The 15,312-nt window shown below is 61.2% G+C and carries 13 protein-coding genes and 1 pseudogene; 2 read left to right on the forward strand and 12 right to left on the reverse strand.

What is annotated here, in order from left to right; translation table 11 throughout:
- Positions 1–248 precede the first annotated feature (248 nt).
- Entirely contained in the window at positions 249–1,064 is an 816-nt protein-coding gene (locus DMB86_RS19455; RefSeq protein WP_236783395.1) for a hydroxymethylglutaryl-CoA lyase, read from the forward strand.
- 193 nt (positions 1,065–1,257) lie between these two features.
- Positions 1,258–2,358: pseudogene (locus DMB86_RS21560) on the forward strand (MFS transporter).
- A gap of 389 nt (positions 2,359–2,747) precedes the next feature.
- Here DMB86_RS21560 and DMB86_RS20685 read toward each other — a convergent pair.
- The 12 genes from DMB86_RS20685 to DMB86_RS19510 form a co-directional block, all read right to left on the reverse strand.
- The gene (locus DMB86_RS20685; RefSeq protein WP_171814620.1) at positions 2,748–3,434 is read right to left on the reverse strand and encodes a transposase; all 687 of its coding nucleotides are present in this window, start codon (positions 3,432–3,434) and stop codon (positions 2,748–2,750) included.
- A gap of 218 nt (positions 3,435–3,652) precedes the next feature.
- On the reverse strand, positions 3,653–3,982 hold the full coding sequence (locus DMB86_RS21265) for a transposase family protein (RefSeq protein WP_227878815.1): 330 nt from the start codon (positions 3,980–3,982) through the stop codon (positions 3,653–3,655).
- Between the two features lie 317 nt (positions 3,983–4,299).
- On the reverse strand, positions 4,300–4,833 hold the full coding sequence (locus DMB86_RS21715; protein WP_193926282.1) for a transposase: 534 nt from the start codon (positions 4,831–4,833) through the stop codon (positions 4,300–4,302).
- A gap of 359 nt (positions 4,834–5,192) precedes the next feature.
- Positions 5,193–5,375: a hypothetical protein gene (locus DMB86_RS21270; protein ID WP_227878809.1), complete on the reverse strand. Its 183-nt coding sequence runs from the start codon at positions 5,373–5,375 to the stop codon at positions 5,193–5,195.
- On the reverse strand, positions 5,372–5,650 hold the full coding sequence (locus DMB86_RS21275) for a hypothetical protein (RefSeq protein WP_227878807.1): 279 nt from the start codon (positions 5,648–5,650) through the stop codon (positions 5,372–5,374). The genes DMB86_RS21270 and DMB86_RS21275 overlap by 4 nt, the downstream gene beginning before the upstream one ends.
- Before the next feature lie 1,794 nt (positions 5,651–7,444).
- Entirely contained in the window at positions 7,445–8,218 is a 774-nt protein-coding gene (locus tag DMB86_RS19480) for an enoyl-CoA hydratase (RefSeq protein WP_227878808.1), read from the reverse strand.
- Positions 8,219–8,249: 31 nt separating this feature from the next.
- Positions 8,250–9,410 (reverse strand): bifunctional 2-methylcitrate synthase/citrate synthase, encoded by a 1,161-nt coding sequence (locus DMB86_RS19485; RefSeq protein ID WP_113719718.1) that lies wholly within the window; start codon positions 9,408–9,410, stop codon positions 8,250–8,252.
- A gap of 28 nt (positions 9,411–9,438) precedes the next feature.
- Complete coding sequence (gene prpB, locus DMB86_RS19490) at positions 9,439–10,344, reverse strand: methylisocitrate lyase (protein WP_113719719.1); 906 nt, start codon at positions 10,342–10,344, stop codon at positions 9,439–9,441.
- The gene (locus DMB86_RS19495; RefSeq protein ID WP_113719720.1) at positions 10,345–11,865 is read right to left on the reverse strand and encodes an MmgE/PrpD family protein; all 1,521 of its coding nucleotides are present in this window, start codon (positions 11,863–11,865) and stop codon (positions 10,345–10,347) included. It abuts the gene before it with no gap.
- An 85-nt stretch (positions 11,866–11,950) separates the two neighbouring features.
- Complete coding sequence (locus DMB86_RS19500; protein ID WP_113719721.1) at positions 11,951–13,168, reverse strand: acetyl-CoA C-acetyltransferase; 1,218 nt, start codon at positions 13,166–13,168, stop codon at positions 11,951–11,953.
- 35 nt (positions 13,169–13,203) lie between these two features.
- On the reverse strand, positions 13,204–13,959 hold the full coding sequence (locus tag DMB86_RS19505; RefSeq protein WP_113719722.1) for an SDR family NAD(P)-dependent oxidoreductase: 756 nt from the start codon (positions 13,957–13,959) through the stop codon (positions 13,204–13,206).
- 87 nt (positions 13,960–14,046) lie between these two features.
- Positions 14,047–15,261: an acyl-CoA dehydrogenase family protein gene (locus DMB86_RS19510; RefSeq protein ID WP_113719723.1), complete on the reverse strand. Its 1,215-nt coding sequence runs from the start codon at positions 15,259–15,261 to the stop codon at positions 14,047–14,049.
- Positions 15,262–15,312 lie beyond the last annotated feature (51 nt).

Below are 15,312 nucleotides of genomic sequence, written 5' to 3' on the forward strand. Positions count from 1 at the left end.
GCGTGTTGGTGCTGTGTATCACTTGTCTAACGACGTCCCTGGACTGCAAACCCATCAAGCAAAATGCCCCGTGCTGATAGGAGCGGCGCCCCCCTGTGTCCCAAAGGAGGATGACTAATGACACTGCCTAAGTCTGTCGTTGTGCGTGAAGTAGGCGCGCGTGAGGGTATGCAGATCGAGAAGGGACCAATCCGACGCGGAGAAGATACGTCTGGTGAACCTTTCTGTCCGAGTGCAACTTCCCGGAGATCGAAGTTACCTCTTTCGTCTCACCGAAGTGGGTTCCGCAAATGGCGGACGCCGAGCAGGTCGCAACAGGGTTCACTCGGAAGCCGGGCACCGAATACACCTGTGTTTACCTGAACAGGCAGGGTCTCGAACGCGCACTCGCGGTCGACACTCTGGACGTCAAGGCCGCGGTGATCGTCTCGGCCAGCGAGGAGTTTTCCCACAAGAACATGAGACGGTCCACCGAGCAGGTGCTTGCCGACATCCCGGATTCTCTCGCGGTTGCTCGGGAGGCGAACGTGCCTGTGGCCTACTTGTCGGTCGCGGCGGCCTTCGGCTGTAACTACGCAGGAGACGTCGACCTGGGCGCTGTGATCGATCGCTTTACGCGTGCGCTTGCAGTAGCAGCGGACGCAGGTGTCCATATCCCCACCTTGCTTTTGGCGGACACCATGGGATGGGCCAATCCCGAACAGATTCGCCGCACGGTCGGTGAAGTTCGGGAGCGTTGGCCCGAACACGACATTCGGATGCACCTGCACGATACCCGTGGCATGGGTATCGCCAACGCCTACGCGGCGATGCAGCTGGGAGCACGTGACTTCGATGCCTCGGTCGCAGGGTTGGGCGGATGCCCGTTCGGTGGGGACCACGGCGCCGCCGGGAACATCGCCACCGAGGAGTTCGTGCACATGTGCCATGAAATGGGAATCGACACCGGGGTCGACCTTGACCGCCTTATCGACGTCGCCCTCCAATCCGAATCCATTGTGGGACATTCCCTTCCCGGGGAAAATAATGCGCGGACGCGCACTACACACCTATCGCTGAGTTAGGTCCACTAACACAAGGCTTTCGTATAAAACTTTCGCGATGTAAAACGTTTAGAACACGGTCAGGAACAGACATGACGCAATACAATCTATCTACTTCAGACGCAGGACCGAACTCCGAGCATGACGCGCCAGTGGACAGTCGGACCAACCGTCGAAGAACAGTGGTGTCAAGTGCGCTGGGCACCACAATAGAATGGTACGACTTCCTCCTGTACGGCTTCCTCGCGCCCGTCGTGTTCAATCAACTGTTCTTCCCGACATTCGATCCTGTAGTCGGAACAATCATCGTATTCTCAACACTGGCCGTGGGGTATGGTGCACGGCCAATTGGGGGTATCGTATTGGCCACTTCGGCGACAAAGTTGGTCGGAAGAAGATATTCATGGTGACTCTTCTGTTGATGGGGGCTTCAACGATAGGTATTGGTCTGCCCACCTACGAAACCATAGGCGTATGGGCACCCATACTCTTGGTCACGCTTCGATTTATTCAAGGAATTGGCGTAGGCGGTGAAACGGGGGCTGGCACGCTTCTCACCCTTGAAACGGCTCCGGATAACCGACGCGGCCTGTATGGCTCAATCGTCATGGCAACCGCCAGCGTCGGGGTCATACTTTCAGTTGGCTCCGTCGCGCTGCTGAGTCTGATGCCGCGGGACGATCTACTTTCCTGGGGATGGCGCATGCCATTTCTGGGCAGCGTCATCCTAGTTGTAATCGGTGCTTACATCCGGCGCCGTATCACCGAATCGCCTTTTCGCGAAAAAACAACAGATTAAAAGGTTCCTGCTCTCGAAGTCTTCCGAACTGCATGGCGGCCTACTCTTGCGGGGATTGCCCTGGCAATGGTTGCTTCCACTCTCTATCACCTCGTTGCGACTTTTGCGCTGTCGATTGGGCCTCGGAACTACGGTCTCTCAGTGACCGGACTAACCGTCGCCACCATGGTCGCGGGCGTTGTTTCGCTGATTACTATTCCCCTAAGTGGCCGCCTATCCGACTCGGGAGGACGAAAACGCAACTACTACATCGGTATTCCGCTCGCCATGGTAACGGTTACGGTCTATTTCCTGTACTTACTGCCGTCACAGAATATTCTGCTTGTGGGTTGCGGAATGGTAGTAGCTATTGGGGTGGCACAAGCACTGATGTATGGCGTTGAAGGAGCACTCATTTCCGAGAACTATCCGACCGCCGGTTCGCTTCTCTGGGTTCTCAATTGCAAAACAGATTGGAACGCTGTTGGGCGCAGGATTCTCACCTCTGATTGCTTCGAGCTTGGCCGCCGCGTTTAAAACAACGCTTGGGCGTACGTTATCTTTTTCGGATTGGAGGCCGTAATTGCTCTAGTCGCCCTACCCTCATGAAGGAAACCTACCGCACCCCCCTGCAGCCGGCAGTTCGGTAACCGGACTACACGTACAGCTCGAATCTTTGGTCCAGTTGACGTGACGTGACGTGACGTGACGGCATGGACATCGGGAGAGGGCGAGTGAGAGCTGCTGAGTCCCAGGGCCTGCTGACGTAGCCACCGTCTCTGCGGCGCCCCCTCCGATCATGGCGCAACGAAGCATCACGGATCGGGTGGTGGGACCAGGCCGGGCACAGGACTTGGGGGCTCTTCGCGGTTCATGGGGAATTGGAATCCCTGATGAGTGTCATGCCGCCGTCCGGACGGCACTTCTCATGAGAATAACTGATTTGTAATTGCCTGGGTTGCGGTAGCCGCGGCCGGTGCGTTTGATGTGTTTGATGCGGTGTTGTTGGCCTCGACCTTGCCGGTGGTGGCGCCGGTGACGATGAGGACCTCGATCTCGTTCGACCATCTGCAGACGGTGCGGTAGAGCTGTTCGTTTCGGGCCGCGCGGCGGCCTGAACAAGGACGTGGAGTTCTTCTTTCGCGACGGCTGCGTCGGCGAGGGAGCTCGTGCGAAGCAGTGCCGCAGTTGTTCTTTGACTTCCAGACCGCTTCGAGCTTGCCGGTCGGGTCGTCAACGGCGAAGACGTCGGCCAGGCGGTGGGCTGCGCTGTCGCTGAGAGTGTCGCCGGCGCGCAGGAGCAGCATCCGGTGCGCCCAGGCCTTGTCCACGGTGCGGCCGCGTCGGCCCTTGACCTGCTGGGACAGGTTCTGGCGTGTCTCGGTCATTGCCTGGTTGCCCAGGGAGACGAGGTGGAAATGATCGACTGCGACTGCGGTGCGTGGGAGCCACATCCGTAGCGCTTTGCGGAACGCGGCCGAGGGGTCGATGGCGAGACTTGACGCCAGTCTCCAGTCCAGGGGACGGGCGAAGAGCCAGTCGCACGCCTTTGTGGTCCCGCCCATCGACCATGCCCAGGACTGCCCTGTGTCGAGGTCCACGATCGTGGTCATCCAGGGCTCTTGTCGGATCCAGGCGCTGGATTCCGGGTCACGGAAGATCGGACGGACCGGAACCGGTGTTCATCAATGCCCAGCATCCGCGACTGAGTTCATCGACATCAGGCAGTGTGAGCAGGCAGGCTTCATTCAGCGCGGCCCTCACCATCCACCACGAGACACCGAATGCCACAGCGGTCTCGGACACTGCCCGTCCCGAGCGGATCACCGCGTCAACGACGTGGTCCCGGAGCCGGCCGGTGGATCGGGCACGACGCGGGACCTGGGTTGTGGCTTCGAAGAACGAGAGCCGCGGGCAGGTCGTTCCTCGCAGTGCCAGCGGTATTTGGACCAGAGACTTCAACGGCGCCGGCGACCGGGATGTCCCGGATGCGCTGGACACGTCGTTCCTTCCGCCTGGTCGCTACGACACCGCAGGTCGGGCAGCCAGGTGGCTGGTCGGTTTCGATAATGATCCGGCGGCTCCCGTCGTCCAGGACGGTGGCGGAAATGACGCGGTAGTCGGGCAGGTTGAAGATGCTGGTGGCAGCGTCGGAGTCCACCCCGGTAGGCTCAGTCAAGGCTCGTGGTCCTGTCCTGGTTGAATGCTAGACACACTCATCCAGCAGGGCACGGGCCCTTCTGTCATCTACGACACGAGATCAATTCCCACGAACCACGAAGAGATTCCCTAACGCTTGTCAATGCTTTTTTTGGCTCTGGACGGCAGGCAGGGTGAGTGGACCGTCACCTGTGTTCCGCTGTGACGGGATGTGCGTCCATCGGGACGGGGCCGGTCGTTGGGCCGCTGGTTTGCACCCCCGGGCTGGTGAGGCGGAAGGTCGCCAGTGGCCGGCGGACAAATGGTGCAGGTCGCGATTTACCGTGTCAGGCGGGCCCGTTTTGCTTCGATCGTGTGGGACCGCGACTGGCTGCGTTGCTTGGGTGTGACGTGTAGTGGGAGGCTATGAGTTCTTTCGCTGCCCGTTTGGTGACCGGCTGGCCTTCGAGGTCCGGAGCTCATACATTTGCCCGGTGGTGAGGGTTTTCCAGGTCCTTTCGGCCAGTTTCCTGGCGACAGCGATCGTGGCCTGGGTGTGGCAGTGCCGTGTTCGGTCATGAGCCGGTGATCGAACGCGGCCAGCTGGGGATCCATGGTCCGGGCGACGCTACCGGCCTGGTAGAAAGCCAGGCGCAGGGGTGCCGGTCCTTCCTTGCTGATGGCCCGGCGAGACTGGTTCATCGTTCCGGAGGACCAGTTTGAAGGGGTGATGCCGACATAGTTGGCTGCTTTCTTGGCGCTGTCGAACCCGGATCCGTCGCCGAAGTAGGCTCGGATGCAGGGACCGGTTGCCGGGCCCACGCCGGGCAGGGACAGGATCAGCGGGTCATCGCCGTAGAGCTGCTCCACCACTGCCGTGCATGCGACGTGAAGCGATCCACCTTGCCCGGGACTCCTGCAGGTCAGTCAGGTGTTCCATCACGTCGACGGGCCAGCGCGTCCAGGTCCAGATGTCCGTCCCAGAATCCGCCCATCCCCGTGCTGCCGTCTTGATCGCTGTCGCGCGGGCGGGAGTATCGGCGACATCACGGGTGTGCTCGGCGACCACAGCCGTCAGGGTCGCCGCCCGCGCCGATGCCAGGGACCGGAGGTGGGGCCAGCGACCCAGCACGGCCAGGGCCGTTGACTCGGAACCGGCGAACGCGGTCCACACATCGGGAAAGGCCCACCTCGCAGTGACAGCAGCCGCCGCCAGTACCGGTTGCCGTCAATCACGGCGCGGCCCGGCGGACCACGGCCCGCCGCAGCGCCAACTGTCCCGGAGATGCAAGGACCAAGGGTGGCGGGTCGAAGATCTCGCCGACGTGCGTGAGGACTTCGGAGTCTATGACGTCGGATTTGTTCTTGCCCATGATGGCTCCGCGCAGCCGCGAGGAGTGGCGGGCGCCGATCATTCCATCTTGCCGCCGGCCCGTTCGACCGCGAGGGCCAGCGCCAGCCAGGTCATCGACGTCGGTTCCACGACCGCTGTCACAGGTGCAGGAACTGCGGCCAGCCGCGCCGAGAGTCTCTCCAACCCGGCCAGTGTCGGGTCGACCGTGAAACGGCTTAGGTGTTCTGTTCCGTCGTCGAAAAACTCCCGCACCGCGATATGGTGGCGTGCCGTGATGGCCGCGTCGATACCCGCCACTGCCCGGACGATCGCCGCGGGTTTATCCTGATTTTGCATGATGGTTCTCCTCCTCGCATCGAATACGTGCGATGGGACAACCCGTCTTTGGCCGGTCCACCAGCCGAGTCACCAGGCCGGGGCTTCCCCATCCTTGGGGAGAACCGTCATGCACTGTTCTGAGCGCCCGCGGCGACCTCCCTCACACGCCCGCAACTGCTGAGGAAGCGTCGGATACAGTTCCCGCGCTGTGAGTCATCCGGTGCCCGCCCGGACGAAACCCGGTGCTGCGCACCGTTCTCTTCCGGCCACCAATTCCCTCAATCGGGTCTGCTTGGAAGACAGGCCGGGGGCGACGATCTCTTTCACGAGCCATGACGCCCAGCCGAAAACCGGAACCACCCCGGCCCCTCCCAAGGCCACCGTAAACGACGACCACCCCACGTCAACAGGGGTACTTAAGAGATACAAGCCGACTTGGGCTGTATTCGGGTGTATGTCTGCCGCCGCCACAAGTCCTCATAGCGACTCTTGCCCAAAGGGATGCACCTCAGCGCCGGCGACGTGGAAATCGGGCAGGTTGAAAATAGCGGTGGCTGCACCGGGAGCGCATCGATATAGGCTGGAGTCGGGACATGGCTTTTAGGCTGGCGGCAGGCGGGGAAATCGTCCCGATCGCTCCCTCCACAGCGTTCCGGAAGGGCCGCGAAAGCGGGTTTTAGGACCAACCGTGTGTACGAACGGCTGCCCGTAAGCAGCAGTGCCGCTGTTGGGGTTGCGGGGCGAGCCGAGCTCGAGAGCGTCCGGATGTGAGCCGGCGGGTGGAGCTGGACGCGTTCCGTGGCTGGCTTTTGAGCACCGGCTCTCAAGGAGGGTTTGTTTCTTTTGGCACGGCCCGTTCTTTCCGGCGGAGCCCGGCGTGGTGTTGGAGTTATTGCACCCCGGATCCCGGTTACCTGGGAGGTCCATGACCGGATCCAAGTCGCTGGATCTATGTGGGTTCATGGTGCTGTCTGATTGCTGTGTCCGGGGATTGTTTGCTCGGCTGGCAGTGGTGGGATATGGAGTCTAGTTGGCGAACCAGGCCATGACAGAGACTCAGCAGAACACTTCCAGCAGGTCAAGGGCCGGGGCCGGGCAGCCGAAATGCTTCGCAGACCGCGTGGTGTGTGGCAGCGACAAGCTCAGCCCGGGACAGCCATCCGGCTGGTCTTCGCCGGAGATTGTCGTCCAAAGATTCGACCAGAGTGACCGTCGATGCCCGTAGAGGATTAGCTTCATCGCTGGTGCACCAATCGACGAATAGTTCCCATTCGGCGGGGATTACGCAGTGCGGCGTGTAACCCTGTAAGCAATGGTCCAAAAGTGAGCCATTTCGCCGCCGTAATGGGGGCTCACTTTTCGGCCGCCACCGACAAGACCACAGCGGCACGAGGGGGCCGATATCTGCGGCCGCAGGCTATGTCGTGAAAGCGGACTCCGGCCCACCCCCTACATGCTCCGTCGGGACACATACCGGCGCCGACCAGATTGCAATTCTGAGTGCCCAGGAAATTGCGCCCGACCACAAATACCTGACCACCGGGCTCGGCCGCGCCGCGTCCGAACTGCGTAGCTTGGCCTTTGTCTACCGAGGCGGCGTGGTGACGAGGTGATTTCATGGTTGGGGTCCCGAAGGGTGAGCTGGCCTCGAGTCGCGCGGACTGTTTGTAGGTAAGGGATCCCGGCGCGGCACCCGGCCGTCGGGTGTGTGCGTTGCGCTTCTTCTTGCCGCGCCGGGAATTTTTGACAGGTTTGTTGTCGCGGGCTGCTGGGACGATGCAGTGTGCGCGTCGCCCCGCAGCTGGCAGGGCGTCAGGCGTGGGTAAAGTTGGGCTGTCTCTTTTCGACGAAGGCGCGCATACCTTCTTTTTGGTCCGAGCTGGCGAACACAGAATGAAAAATCCTGCGTTCGAAGAGGACGCCGCTGTCCAGTGGCATTTGAAATGCAGCATTCACTGCCTCTTTTGCCAGCATTACGATTGGCGCGGACTTCTCGGAGATCGCCTTCGCAGTTTCCAAGGCATCTTCCAAGAGCCTGTCGTGAGGGACGACCCTTGCTACGAGACCGATGCGTTCAGCCTCGGCCGCGTCTATGGTGCGGCCCGTGAGGATCATCTCCATAGCCTTTGCCTTTCCAACGGCGCGCGTCAGGCGCTGCGAACCGCCCATGCCAGGTATCACGCCCAGTTTGATTTCCGGCTGGCCAAATCGCGCTGAGTCAGCTGCGATGATGAAGTCGCACATCATTGCCAGTTCACAGCCTCCGCCCAGCGCGTGGCCAGCGACGGCAGCAATTACTGGGGTCCGCACGGCGGCAAGGCCGTCCCAGCCCTGCAGCCAATCGTCCAAGTACATATCCATGTAAGTCCGGGAAGACATCTCCTTGATGTCGGCGCCTGCGGCGAAGGCGCGATCGGATCCGGTCAGAAGGATGGCACCTGTATCAGGGTCCTTGTCTAAGCTTCTGGCAGCGGACACGACTTCTTCCATCAGTTGAAGGTTCAGTGCGTTTAGGGCCTCCGGTCGATTCAGTGTGATGACGCCTACGCGTCCACTTTGCTTTACGGTGATGGTTCGCAAATTCATGATCTTCCTCGAAGGAGGCTGCGCTAGGCAACTAGGAGTGGGTGTGGTTTCCAACTGGTACCGGCCGCTCTTCGGGCCCGTTGTAGGCGCTTAGCGGGCGGATGAGGGCGTTGGAGGCGGCCTGCTCCATGATGTGGGCTGTCATGCCGGGGATGCGGCTGGCGACGAAGATTGGTGTGAACATTGGGGTGTCGAAGCCGATCAGGTGATAAGCCGGACCTGAAGGGTAGTCAAGGTTTGGTTTGATGGCTTTGGCCTCGTCCATGGCCTGTTCGAGGCCGTTGTACAGTCCCAGAATTTCCGGCCTGCCGTAGTGGTCGATCAGCTTGTCCAGGGCCGTCTTCATGGTGGGCACCCGGGAATCGCCGTTCTTATAGACCCGGTGTCCGAAGCCCATGACCTTTTTCTTCTGCGCCAGGGCTTGCTCCATCCAGGATTTGGCCCGGGCCGCGGCTTCGTCGAGGGACTCCTCCGGGCGTATGCCAATTTCATTGAAGGTGTGCATGACTGCTTCATTGGCGCCGCCGTGCAGGTGACCTTTAAGGGCCCCGATCCCGGCTGTAACGGCGGAATGCAGGTCCGAAAGCGTGGACGTAACTACACGCGCGGTGAACGTGGAGGCATTGAAGGAGTGCTCCGCATAGAGGATCAAGGACACATTGAAGGCCTCGACGACCTCGTCCGCGGGTTGTTCACCGAAGCTCATCCAGAGGAAGTTGGCCGAGTAGCCCAGATCATCCCGGGGGTTCACGACATCCTGCCCGCGGCGACGGCGCTGGTCGTAGGCAACCACGGCGGGCATGGCCGCGAACAGGTCAATGGCCTTTGTCATGTTCGCTTCGGGTGAGGAGTGCTCGGCCAGAGGGTGACGCGCGCCGAGGACGGATGCTGCGGTGCGGCAGACGTCCATGGGATGAGCCGTCTTCGGCAGGGCATCAATGATCATTTTGAGAGCCGGTTCGAGGCTCCTGCCTGCACGCTCGCGAGCGGTGAATTCCGCTAGTTCGCTTTCTGAGGGAAGCTCACCGTTCCAGAGGAGGTAGGCGACCTCTTCGAAGCTGCACCGGGCGGCGAGTTCCTGAACAGGGTAGCCGCGGAACAGCAGGGAGTTGGTATCCGGGTTGACCTTGGAAATGGCGGTGTAGTCCACCACGACTCCGGTGAGGCCTTTTCTGATGTTTGTGTCAGTCATGCTGAACTCCTTCGTTGCAGTACGTGAATTAGCGGATGTCAGGGATCTCGAAGTTGAAGACGTCGGAATCGAATTTGTTGTAGGCCTCGTAGTCCACGAGGTCATAGAGACGCGCCCGCGTGAGCATTTCGGGCACGCTCACTTGCTGTGTTCCGAGGCTCCTGAGCGTGTCCAGGACCCGTTCAGCGGCGCCCAGGGCGCTGCGGAGTAGGGTCACCGGGTAGATCACCATGTTGACGCCCACGTTCTGCAGTTGGTCCACGGTGAACAGGTCGCTTTTGCCGAACTCGGTCATGTTGGCGAGGATGGGCACGTCGACGGCGTCACGGATGGCCCGGAACTCGTGCAGGTCACGCATGGCTTCGGGGAAGATGGCGTCAGCCCCGGCGTCGACCAGTTCCTTTGCCCGGTCTTTGGCGGCTTGGAGTCCGTCCACGGCCCGGATGTCGGTGCGGGCCATGATGAGGAAGTTCGGGTCCCGGCGCGCATCCGCTGCAGCACGGATGCGTTTGGTGGCTGTGTCCAGGTCCACTACGTTCTTGCCGTCCAGGTGGCCGCAGCGCTTGGGGTTGAACTGGTCCTCGATGTGGCAGCCGGCCACGCCGGCGTTTTCGAGTTCCTGGACGGTGCGGGCCACGTTCATGGGTTCGCCGAATCCGGTGTCGGCGTCCATCAGGCAGGGCAGGTCAGTCATGCGGGCGATCTGCCCGGCACGGGTGGCAACTTCGGTGAGGGTGGTCAGGCCGATGTCCGGCAGGCCAAGGTCATTGGCCAGCACGGCACCGGAGATGTACACGCCGGCGAAGCCTTTTTCCTCGATCAGCCGCGCCGAGAGCGGGCTGAAAGCGCCGGGGAACTGGACGATGGTTCCCGAGGACAGGATTTCCCGCAGTTTAACGCGTTTCCACTCGGGCGTTGTTCTTGAATACAGCATTTAGAACAGTCCCTGTGGGGCGGCATCGAGGTCGATGACGCCGGGGGCGGCGGTGATGTTCAGCTGGTCAAGCTCGCCCGGGCCCAGGTCCGGGAGGCTTTCGGCGGCGGCGAGGAAACGTTCGATTTCCTGCTCGGCGACGAGTCCGGCGGCGAGGGTGCGGAACTTGTTGATGTACTGCTGGCGGGCGAAGGGCCGGGCGCCGAGGGGGTGGGCGTCGGCCACGGAGATCTCATCGGTGATGACTGTGCCATCGTTCAGGGTGATCTCCACGGAGCCGCCGAAGGCCTTTTCGGCGATGTCCAGCGAGTGGTAGCGGCGGGTCCATTCGGCATCCTCAACGGTGCTGACCTTGTTCCACAGCTCGACGGTGTCGGCCCGGCCGGCACGCTCCGGGGCGTAGGAATCAACGTGGTGCCAGGAGCCGTCCTGCAGGGCGACGGTGAAGATGTACGGGATGGAGTGGTCCAGAGTTTCGCGGCTGGCCGTGGGGCTGTACTTCTGCGGATCGTTGGCCCCGGAACCGATGACGTAGTGCGTGTGGTGGCTCGTTTTGATCAGGACCGACTTCACGTTCGCGGAGTCGGTGGCTTCCGGGTGCTCCTTGTGCAGCTTGCGGGCCAGATCGATCCAGGCCTGGGCCTGGTACTCGGCGGAGTGTTCCTTGGTGTACGTGTCCATGATGGCGCGCTTTGCCTCGCCCGCTTCGGGCAGCGGAACCTCGTACGAGGCCTCGGGGCCATCCAGCATCCAGGCAATGACGCCGTCTTCGCCTTCGTAGATCGGCACCGGAGAGGTCTGGCCGCGCATGGAGCGGTCCACGGCCTCAACGGCCATCTTGCCAGCGAACGCCGGAGCGTGGGCCTTCCAGGTGGAAATCTCGCCCTTGCGCGACTGGCGGGTGGCGGTGGTGGTGTGCAGCGCCTGGCCAACGGACTGGAAGATCGTCTCCACATCCAAGCCGAGGAGCGTGCCGATGCCGGCTGCGGCGGACGGGCCGAGGTGCGCCACGTGGTCAATCTTGTGCTTGTGCAGGCAGATGGCCTTGACCAGGTTGACCTGGATTTCGTAGCCGGTAGCGATGCCGCGGATCAGGTCCTTGCCGCTGGCGCCAACGTGCTGCGCGACTGCCAGGATAGGCGGAATGTTGTCCCCGGGGTGCGAGTAGTCCGCCGCGAGGAACGTGTCGTGGTAATCGAGTTCGCGGACCGCTACGCCGTTGGCCCAGGCAGCCCATTCAGGCGAAACCCTGTCGGTGATGCCAAAAACACCGGCACCCTTGCCGTTAGTGGTCGGTGCATGGGTCAGAGCCTGGGCGCGGGCGGCGACAATGGGCCCGCGGTTCAGGGAAGCGATGGCAACCGAAGCGTTGTCGATGACCCGGTTGATGACCATCTCGGTAACGTCCGGTGTGACCTCGACGGCGTCGGCGGCCACTGCTGCGATCTTGTGGGCCAGCTGGTCTTCACGGGCGAGGTTCTCTTCGCTCTTGTAGACACGGACGGAATGTTTATTTTTCACGTTGATTCTTTCAAAGGATTGCGGATGACGGCTTATGGACCGCGCAGGTGTGACACTTCGCGATGTGGTTGAGGAGGAGGTGGAGCTAGTTCCGGTAGAGCAGCAGCGCTTCGCCCTGTCCACCGCCCCCGCAGAGGGCGACCGCCGCGCGGCCCGCTCCCCGGCGGAGCAGTTCGTTGGCGGCATGAAGTGCTAGGCGCGCACCGGAAGCTCCGATGGGATGGCCCAAAGCGATGGCCCCGCCGTGTATGTTGCAGCGGTCCAAGGGGATTCCCAACTCGTTCAACGACTGAACCGCGACGGCGCCGAAAGCCTCATTGATCTCGATGAAGTCGAGATCTTCTGCGGTCCACCCGGCCCGTGCCAGCGCCGCACGGGTAGCGTTCGAGGGCTGTGAATGCAGTGAATTGTCGGGACCAGCTACTTGGCCCGGGGCGCTGACGACGGCAAGTATCTCAAGTTGGAGTCGTTCGGCGTTGGCGCGGCTAGTGAGGACAAGGGCTGCAGCTCCATCGGAGAGGGGCGAGGCGTTTCCTGCCGTGATGCTGCCATCCGCGGCAAATGCGGGACGTAATTGGGACAGGACCTCGAGGTCCGTGCCCGGTCTTATTTGTTCGTCCCTGTCAAGAACCAGGGACTGTCCCTTCCTACCGTGAACAGTGATGGGTACGATTTCGTCCTTGAACACTCCTTCGTCGGCTGCCTGAGCAGCTCGCCGATGGGACGCTGCTGCCACCTCGTCCTGTTGGCGTCTCCCTATGCTGTGCACCTGGTTGCCTCGTTCAGTCAGAAGGCCCATAGAGACACCTTCTTGCGCGTCGCTGAGTCCGTCGCTGACGAGTGAATCGATCATGTTGCCGCCGCCGTATAGCCATCCTTGGCGCGAGCCAGGCAGCAGGTGCGGACTATGACTCATGGATTCCTGCCCCCCGGCAACAACTACTTCCGCATCACCGGCGCGGATGAGGCGGGCAGCATCTATGACGGCGGTAAGCCCGGACAGGCAGACTTTGTTTATTGTGGTCGCAGGTACCGTCCCGCTGATTCCGGCTTTTAGTGCGGTCTGGCGGGCCGGATTCTGTCCGGAGCCCGCCTGCACGACCTGGCCGATCACGACGGCATCTACCAGGCCCGGATCGATGCCGGCCTTTTCAAGTGCTCCGCTTACTGCTGCTGCACCGAGTTCTACCGCGGTCAATCCCGCCAACTGGCCGTTGAGCTTGCCCTGGGGAGTTCGGGCACCACCGATAATCACTACATCCTCCGGATGGGAGGGAATTTCATGTGCTGGATTGTTGTGCATGCTTTGTCCTTTGAAATCAGTGCTGATCTGCGGGGCTACCGGGAGGCCATTCGCAGCGCCCCATCCATTCGGATGATTTCCCCGTTGAGATAGTCGTGTTCGATGATCGACAGTGCCAGTTGAGCGAATTCCCCGGGACGGGCTAGGCGTTTGGGGAATGTGACGCCGGCGGCAAGTCCTCGGCGGACTTCGTCGCTCACGGAGGCCATCATGGGGGTCTCCACAATGCCCGGTGCAATGGCATTTACCCGTATTCCATACTGGGCTAGGTCCCTGGCGGCAGGAAGGGTGAGGCCTACTATGCCGGCTTTTGACGAGGCGTAGGCGGCTTGGCCGATCTGGCCTTCGAAGGCAGCGATGGAGGCGGTGTTAATAATTACACCGCGTTGACCGTGTTCATCCGCGGCCGTGCGCGAGATGGCTTCAGCCGCGGAGGCGAGAACGTTGAAGGATCCGACGAGGTTGACTTCGATGACCTTTGCGAAGAGTGAGAGGTCATGCACACCTCTTTTGCCGAGGATTCGCATCGTCGGGAGAATCCCTGCGCAATTGATTACTGTCCGCAGGGGCTTGTCGGCCGAGGCTTTTAGGACGACGTCACGGATCTGGGCAACGTCGGTTACATCGGCCTCGAGGTACTCCACGCCGTTTACCGGCTGACTCTGTCCGATGGAGTCGCCGAGGTCGACGGCAAACACGTATGCGCCCTGTTCGGCGAGAACCCGGGCGGTGGCTGCGCCAAGGCCTGACGCGCCACCGGTAACGATTGCTGCAGTATTGCTGAGCTCCATTTGATTGCTCCTCCGTGGGGCGTTTGGTCCCGTGACAGTGCATGTGATGATGCGGCCGTTATTGGTGTGGATGGCAGCGGCATTGAATCAGGCGAACGCCGAGATCCCGGTCAGTGCCCGCCCGACTAAGAGAGCGTTTATTTCGTAGCTGCCCTCATAGGAGTAGATCGCTTCTGCGTCCGCGAAAATTTTCGCCATCTCGAAGTCGGTGCTGATTCCATTGCCTCCGACGATTGACCTGCCGAGCGCCACGGTCTTGCGCATCCGCTCTGTGCAGCTTGCTTTTGCCAGCGCAGCATGGTCCATGGTGAGAAGGCCCGACTCTGTTAGGCGTGCGAGTTGGATCATCAGGGAAAGGGACATCGTGGCGTTTCCGATCATTCGCGCCAGTTGGTCCTGAATGAGCTGGAAGGAAGCGATTGGTTTGCCGAATTGCTTGCGCTGGAGTGCGTATGCCCTCGCAACGTCGAATGCTGCAAACTGCTGGCCTACGGCCTGCCAGCTGACCCACACCCTTGAGTGCAGGAGGAGGGAGTTGGCATCCCGGAACGTTCGTGTTCCTGGCAGCCAGTTGGTGAACGGGATTCTGACGTTATTCAGGGTGATATTGGCGTTCTGAATGATGCGGACAGCTGTCTTGTTCGATATGGCTTCAGTGCGGAAGCCCTCGGTGCCTTTCTCGACGATGAACCCTTTGATCTGGTCGTCGGCTGTATCGCGGGCCCAGACCAGGACGTAATCCGCGAAGGTACCGTTGCCGATCCATCGTTTGTGGCCATTCAGAATCCATTCATCTCCGCTTCGGGTTGCGGTGGTTTCCATCTGCCTGGAAATGTCGGACCCGTGCAGGGGCTCCGTAAGGGCGAAGGCTCCTACTTTCTTGAGCGATAGCAGGTCTGGAAGCATGGTCTGACGATGCTCATCGGAGCCCAATTCGCGGATTGCTGTGGTGAACAGTTCGTCATGGACGCCAAAAAACGTGGACACAGAGGTATCCGCGCGTGCGAATTCCATCTGAATCAGACCGGCCAACAGATGCCCACGGCTATTCAATCCGGTCAGTTGCTGCTTGCCCAGTTTGGGTAGGAGCTCAAATGGGAATTCCGCTCGATTCCAAAAATCAACGGCGATTGGACGTACTTCTTGCTGGAAGAAGTTGCGGGCCTGGGCGAGCTGGGTCTGCTCGGCTGCGGTGAGAAGGCCCGAAAGGTAAAGAAGATCGGCCTCGGGGTAGGGCGGCAAGTCATCCTGAACTTCTGGCGCTGCGGATGCAGGCCCCGGCCCTTTCTGGAGCACCGGCATGGTTCCTCTTCTCTGACGTTCGGTTTGTTGTTTGACGGTCTGGTTCAAGCC

The sequence above is a fragment of the Arthrobacter dokdonellae genome (genome assembly GCF_003268655.1).
GTDB classification, from domain to species: Bacteria; Actinomycetota; Actinomycetes; order Actinomycetales; family Micrococcaceae; genus Specibacter; species Specibacter dokdonellae.

Coding starts and splice junctions, on each gene's coding strand:
- DMB86_RS20685 (WP_171814620.1), bottom strand. CDS start 3,434: ATGACCACGATCGTGGACCTCGACACAGGGCAGTCCTGGGCATGGTCG.
- DMB86_RS21270 (WP_227878809.1), bottom strand. CDS start 5,375: ATGATCGGCGCCCGCCACTCCTCGCGGCTGCGCGGAGCCATCATGGGC.
- DMB86_RS21275 (WP_227878807.1), bottom strand. CDS start 5,650: ATGCAAAATCAGGATAAACCCGCGGCGATCGTCCGGGCAGTGGCGGGT.
- DMB86_RS19480 (WP_227878808.1), bottom strand. CDS start 8,218: ATGAATTTGCGAACCATCACCGTAAAGCAAAGTGGACGCGTAGGCGTC.
- DMB86_RS19485 (WP_113719718.1), bottom strand. CDS start 9,410: ATGACTGACACAAACATCAGAAAAGGCCTCACCGGAGTCGTGGTGGAC.
- prpB (WP_113719719.1), bottom strand. CDS start 10,344: ATGCTGTATTCAAGAACAACGCCCGAGTGGAAACGCGTTAAACTGCGG.
- DMB86_RS19500 (WP_113719721.1), bottom strand. CDS start 13,168: ATGCACAACAATCCAGCACATGAAATTCCCTCCCATCCGGAGGATGTA.
- DMB86_RS19505 (WP_113719722.1), bottom strand. CDS start 13,959: ATGGAGCTCAGCAATACTGCAGCAATCGTTACCGGTGGCGCGTCAGGC.
- DMB86_RS19510 (WP_113719723.1), bottom strand. CDS start 15,261: ATGCCGGTGCTCCAGAAAGGGCCGGGGCCTGCATCCGCAGCGCCAGAA.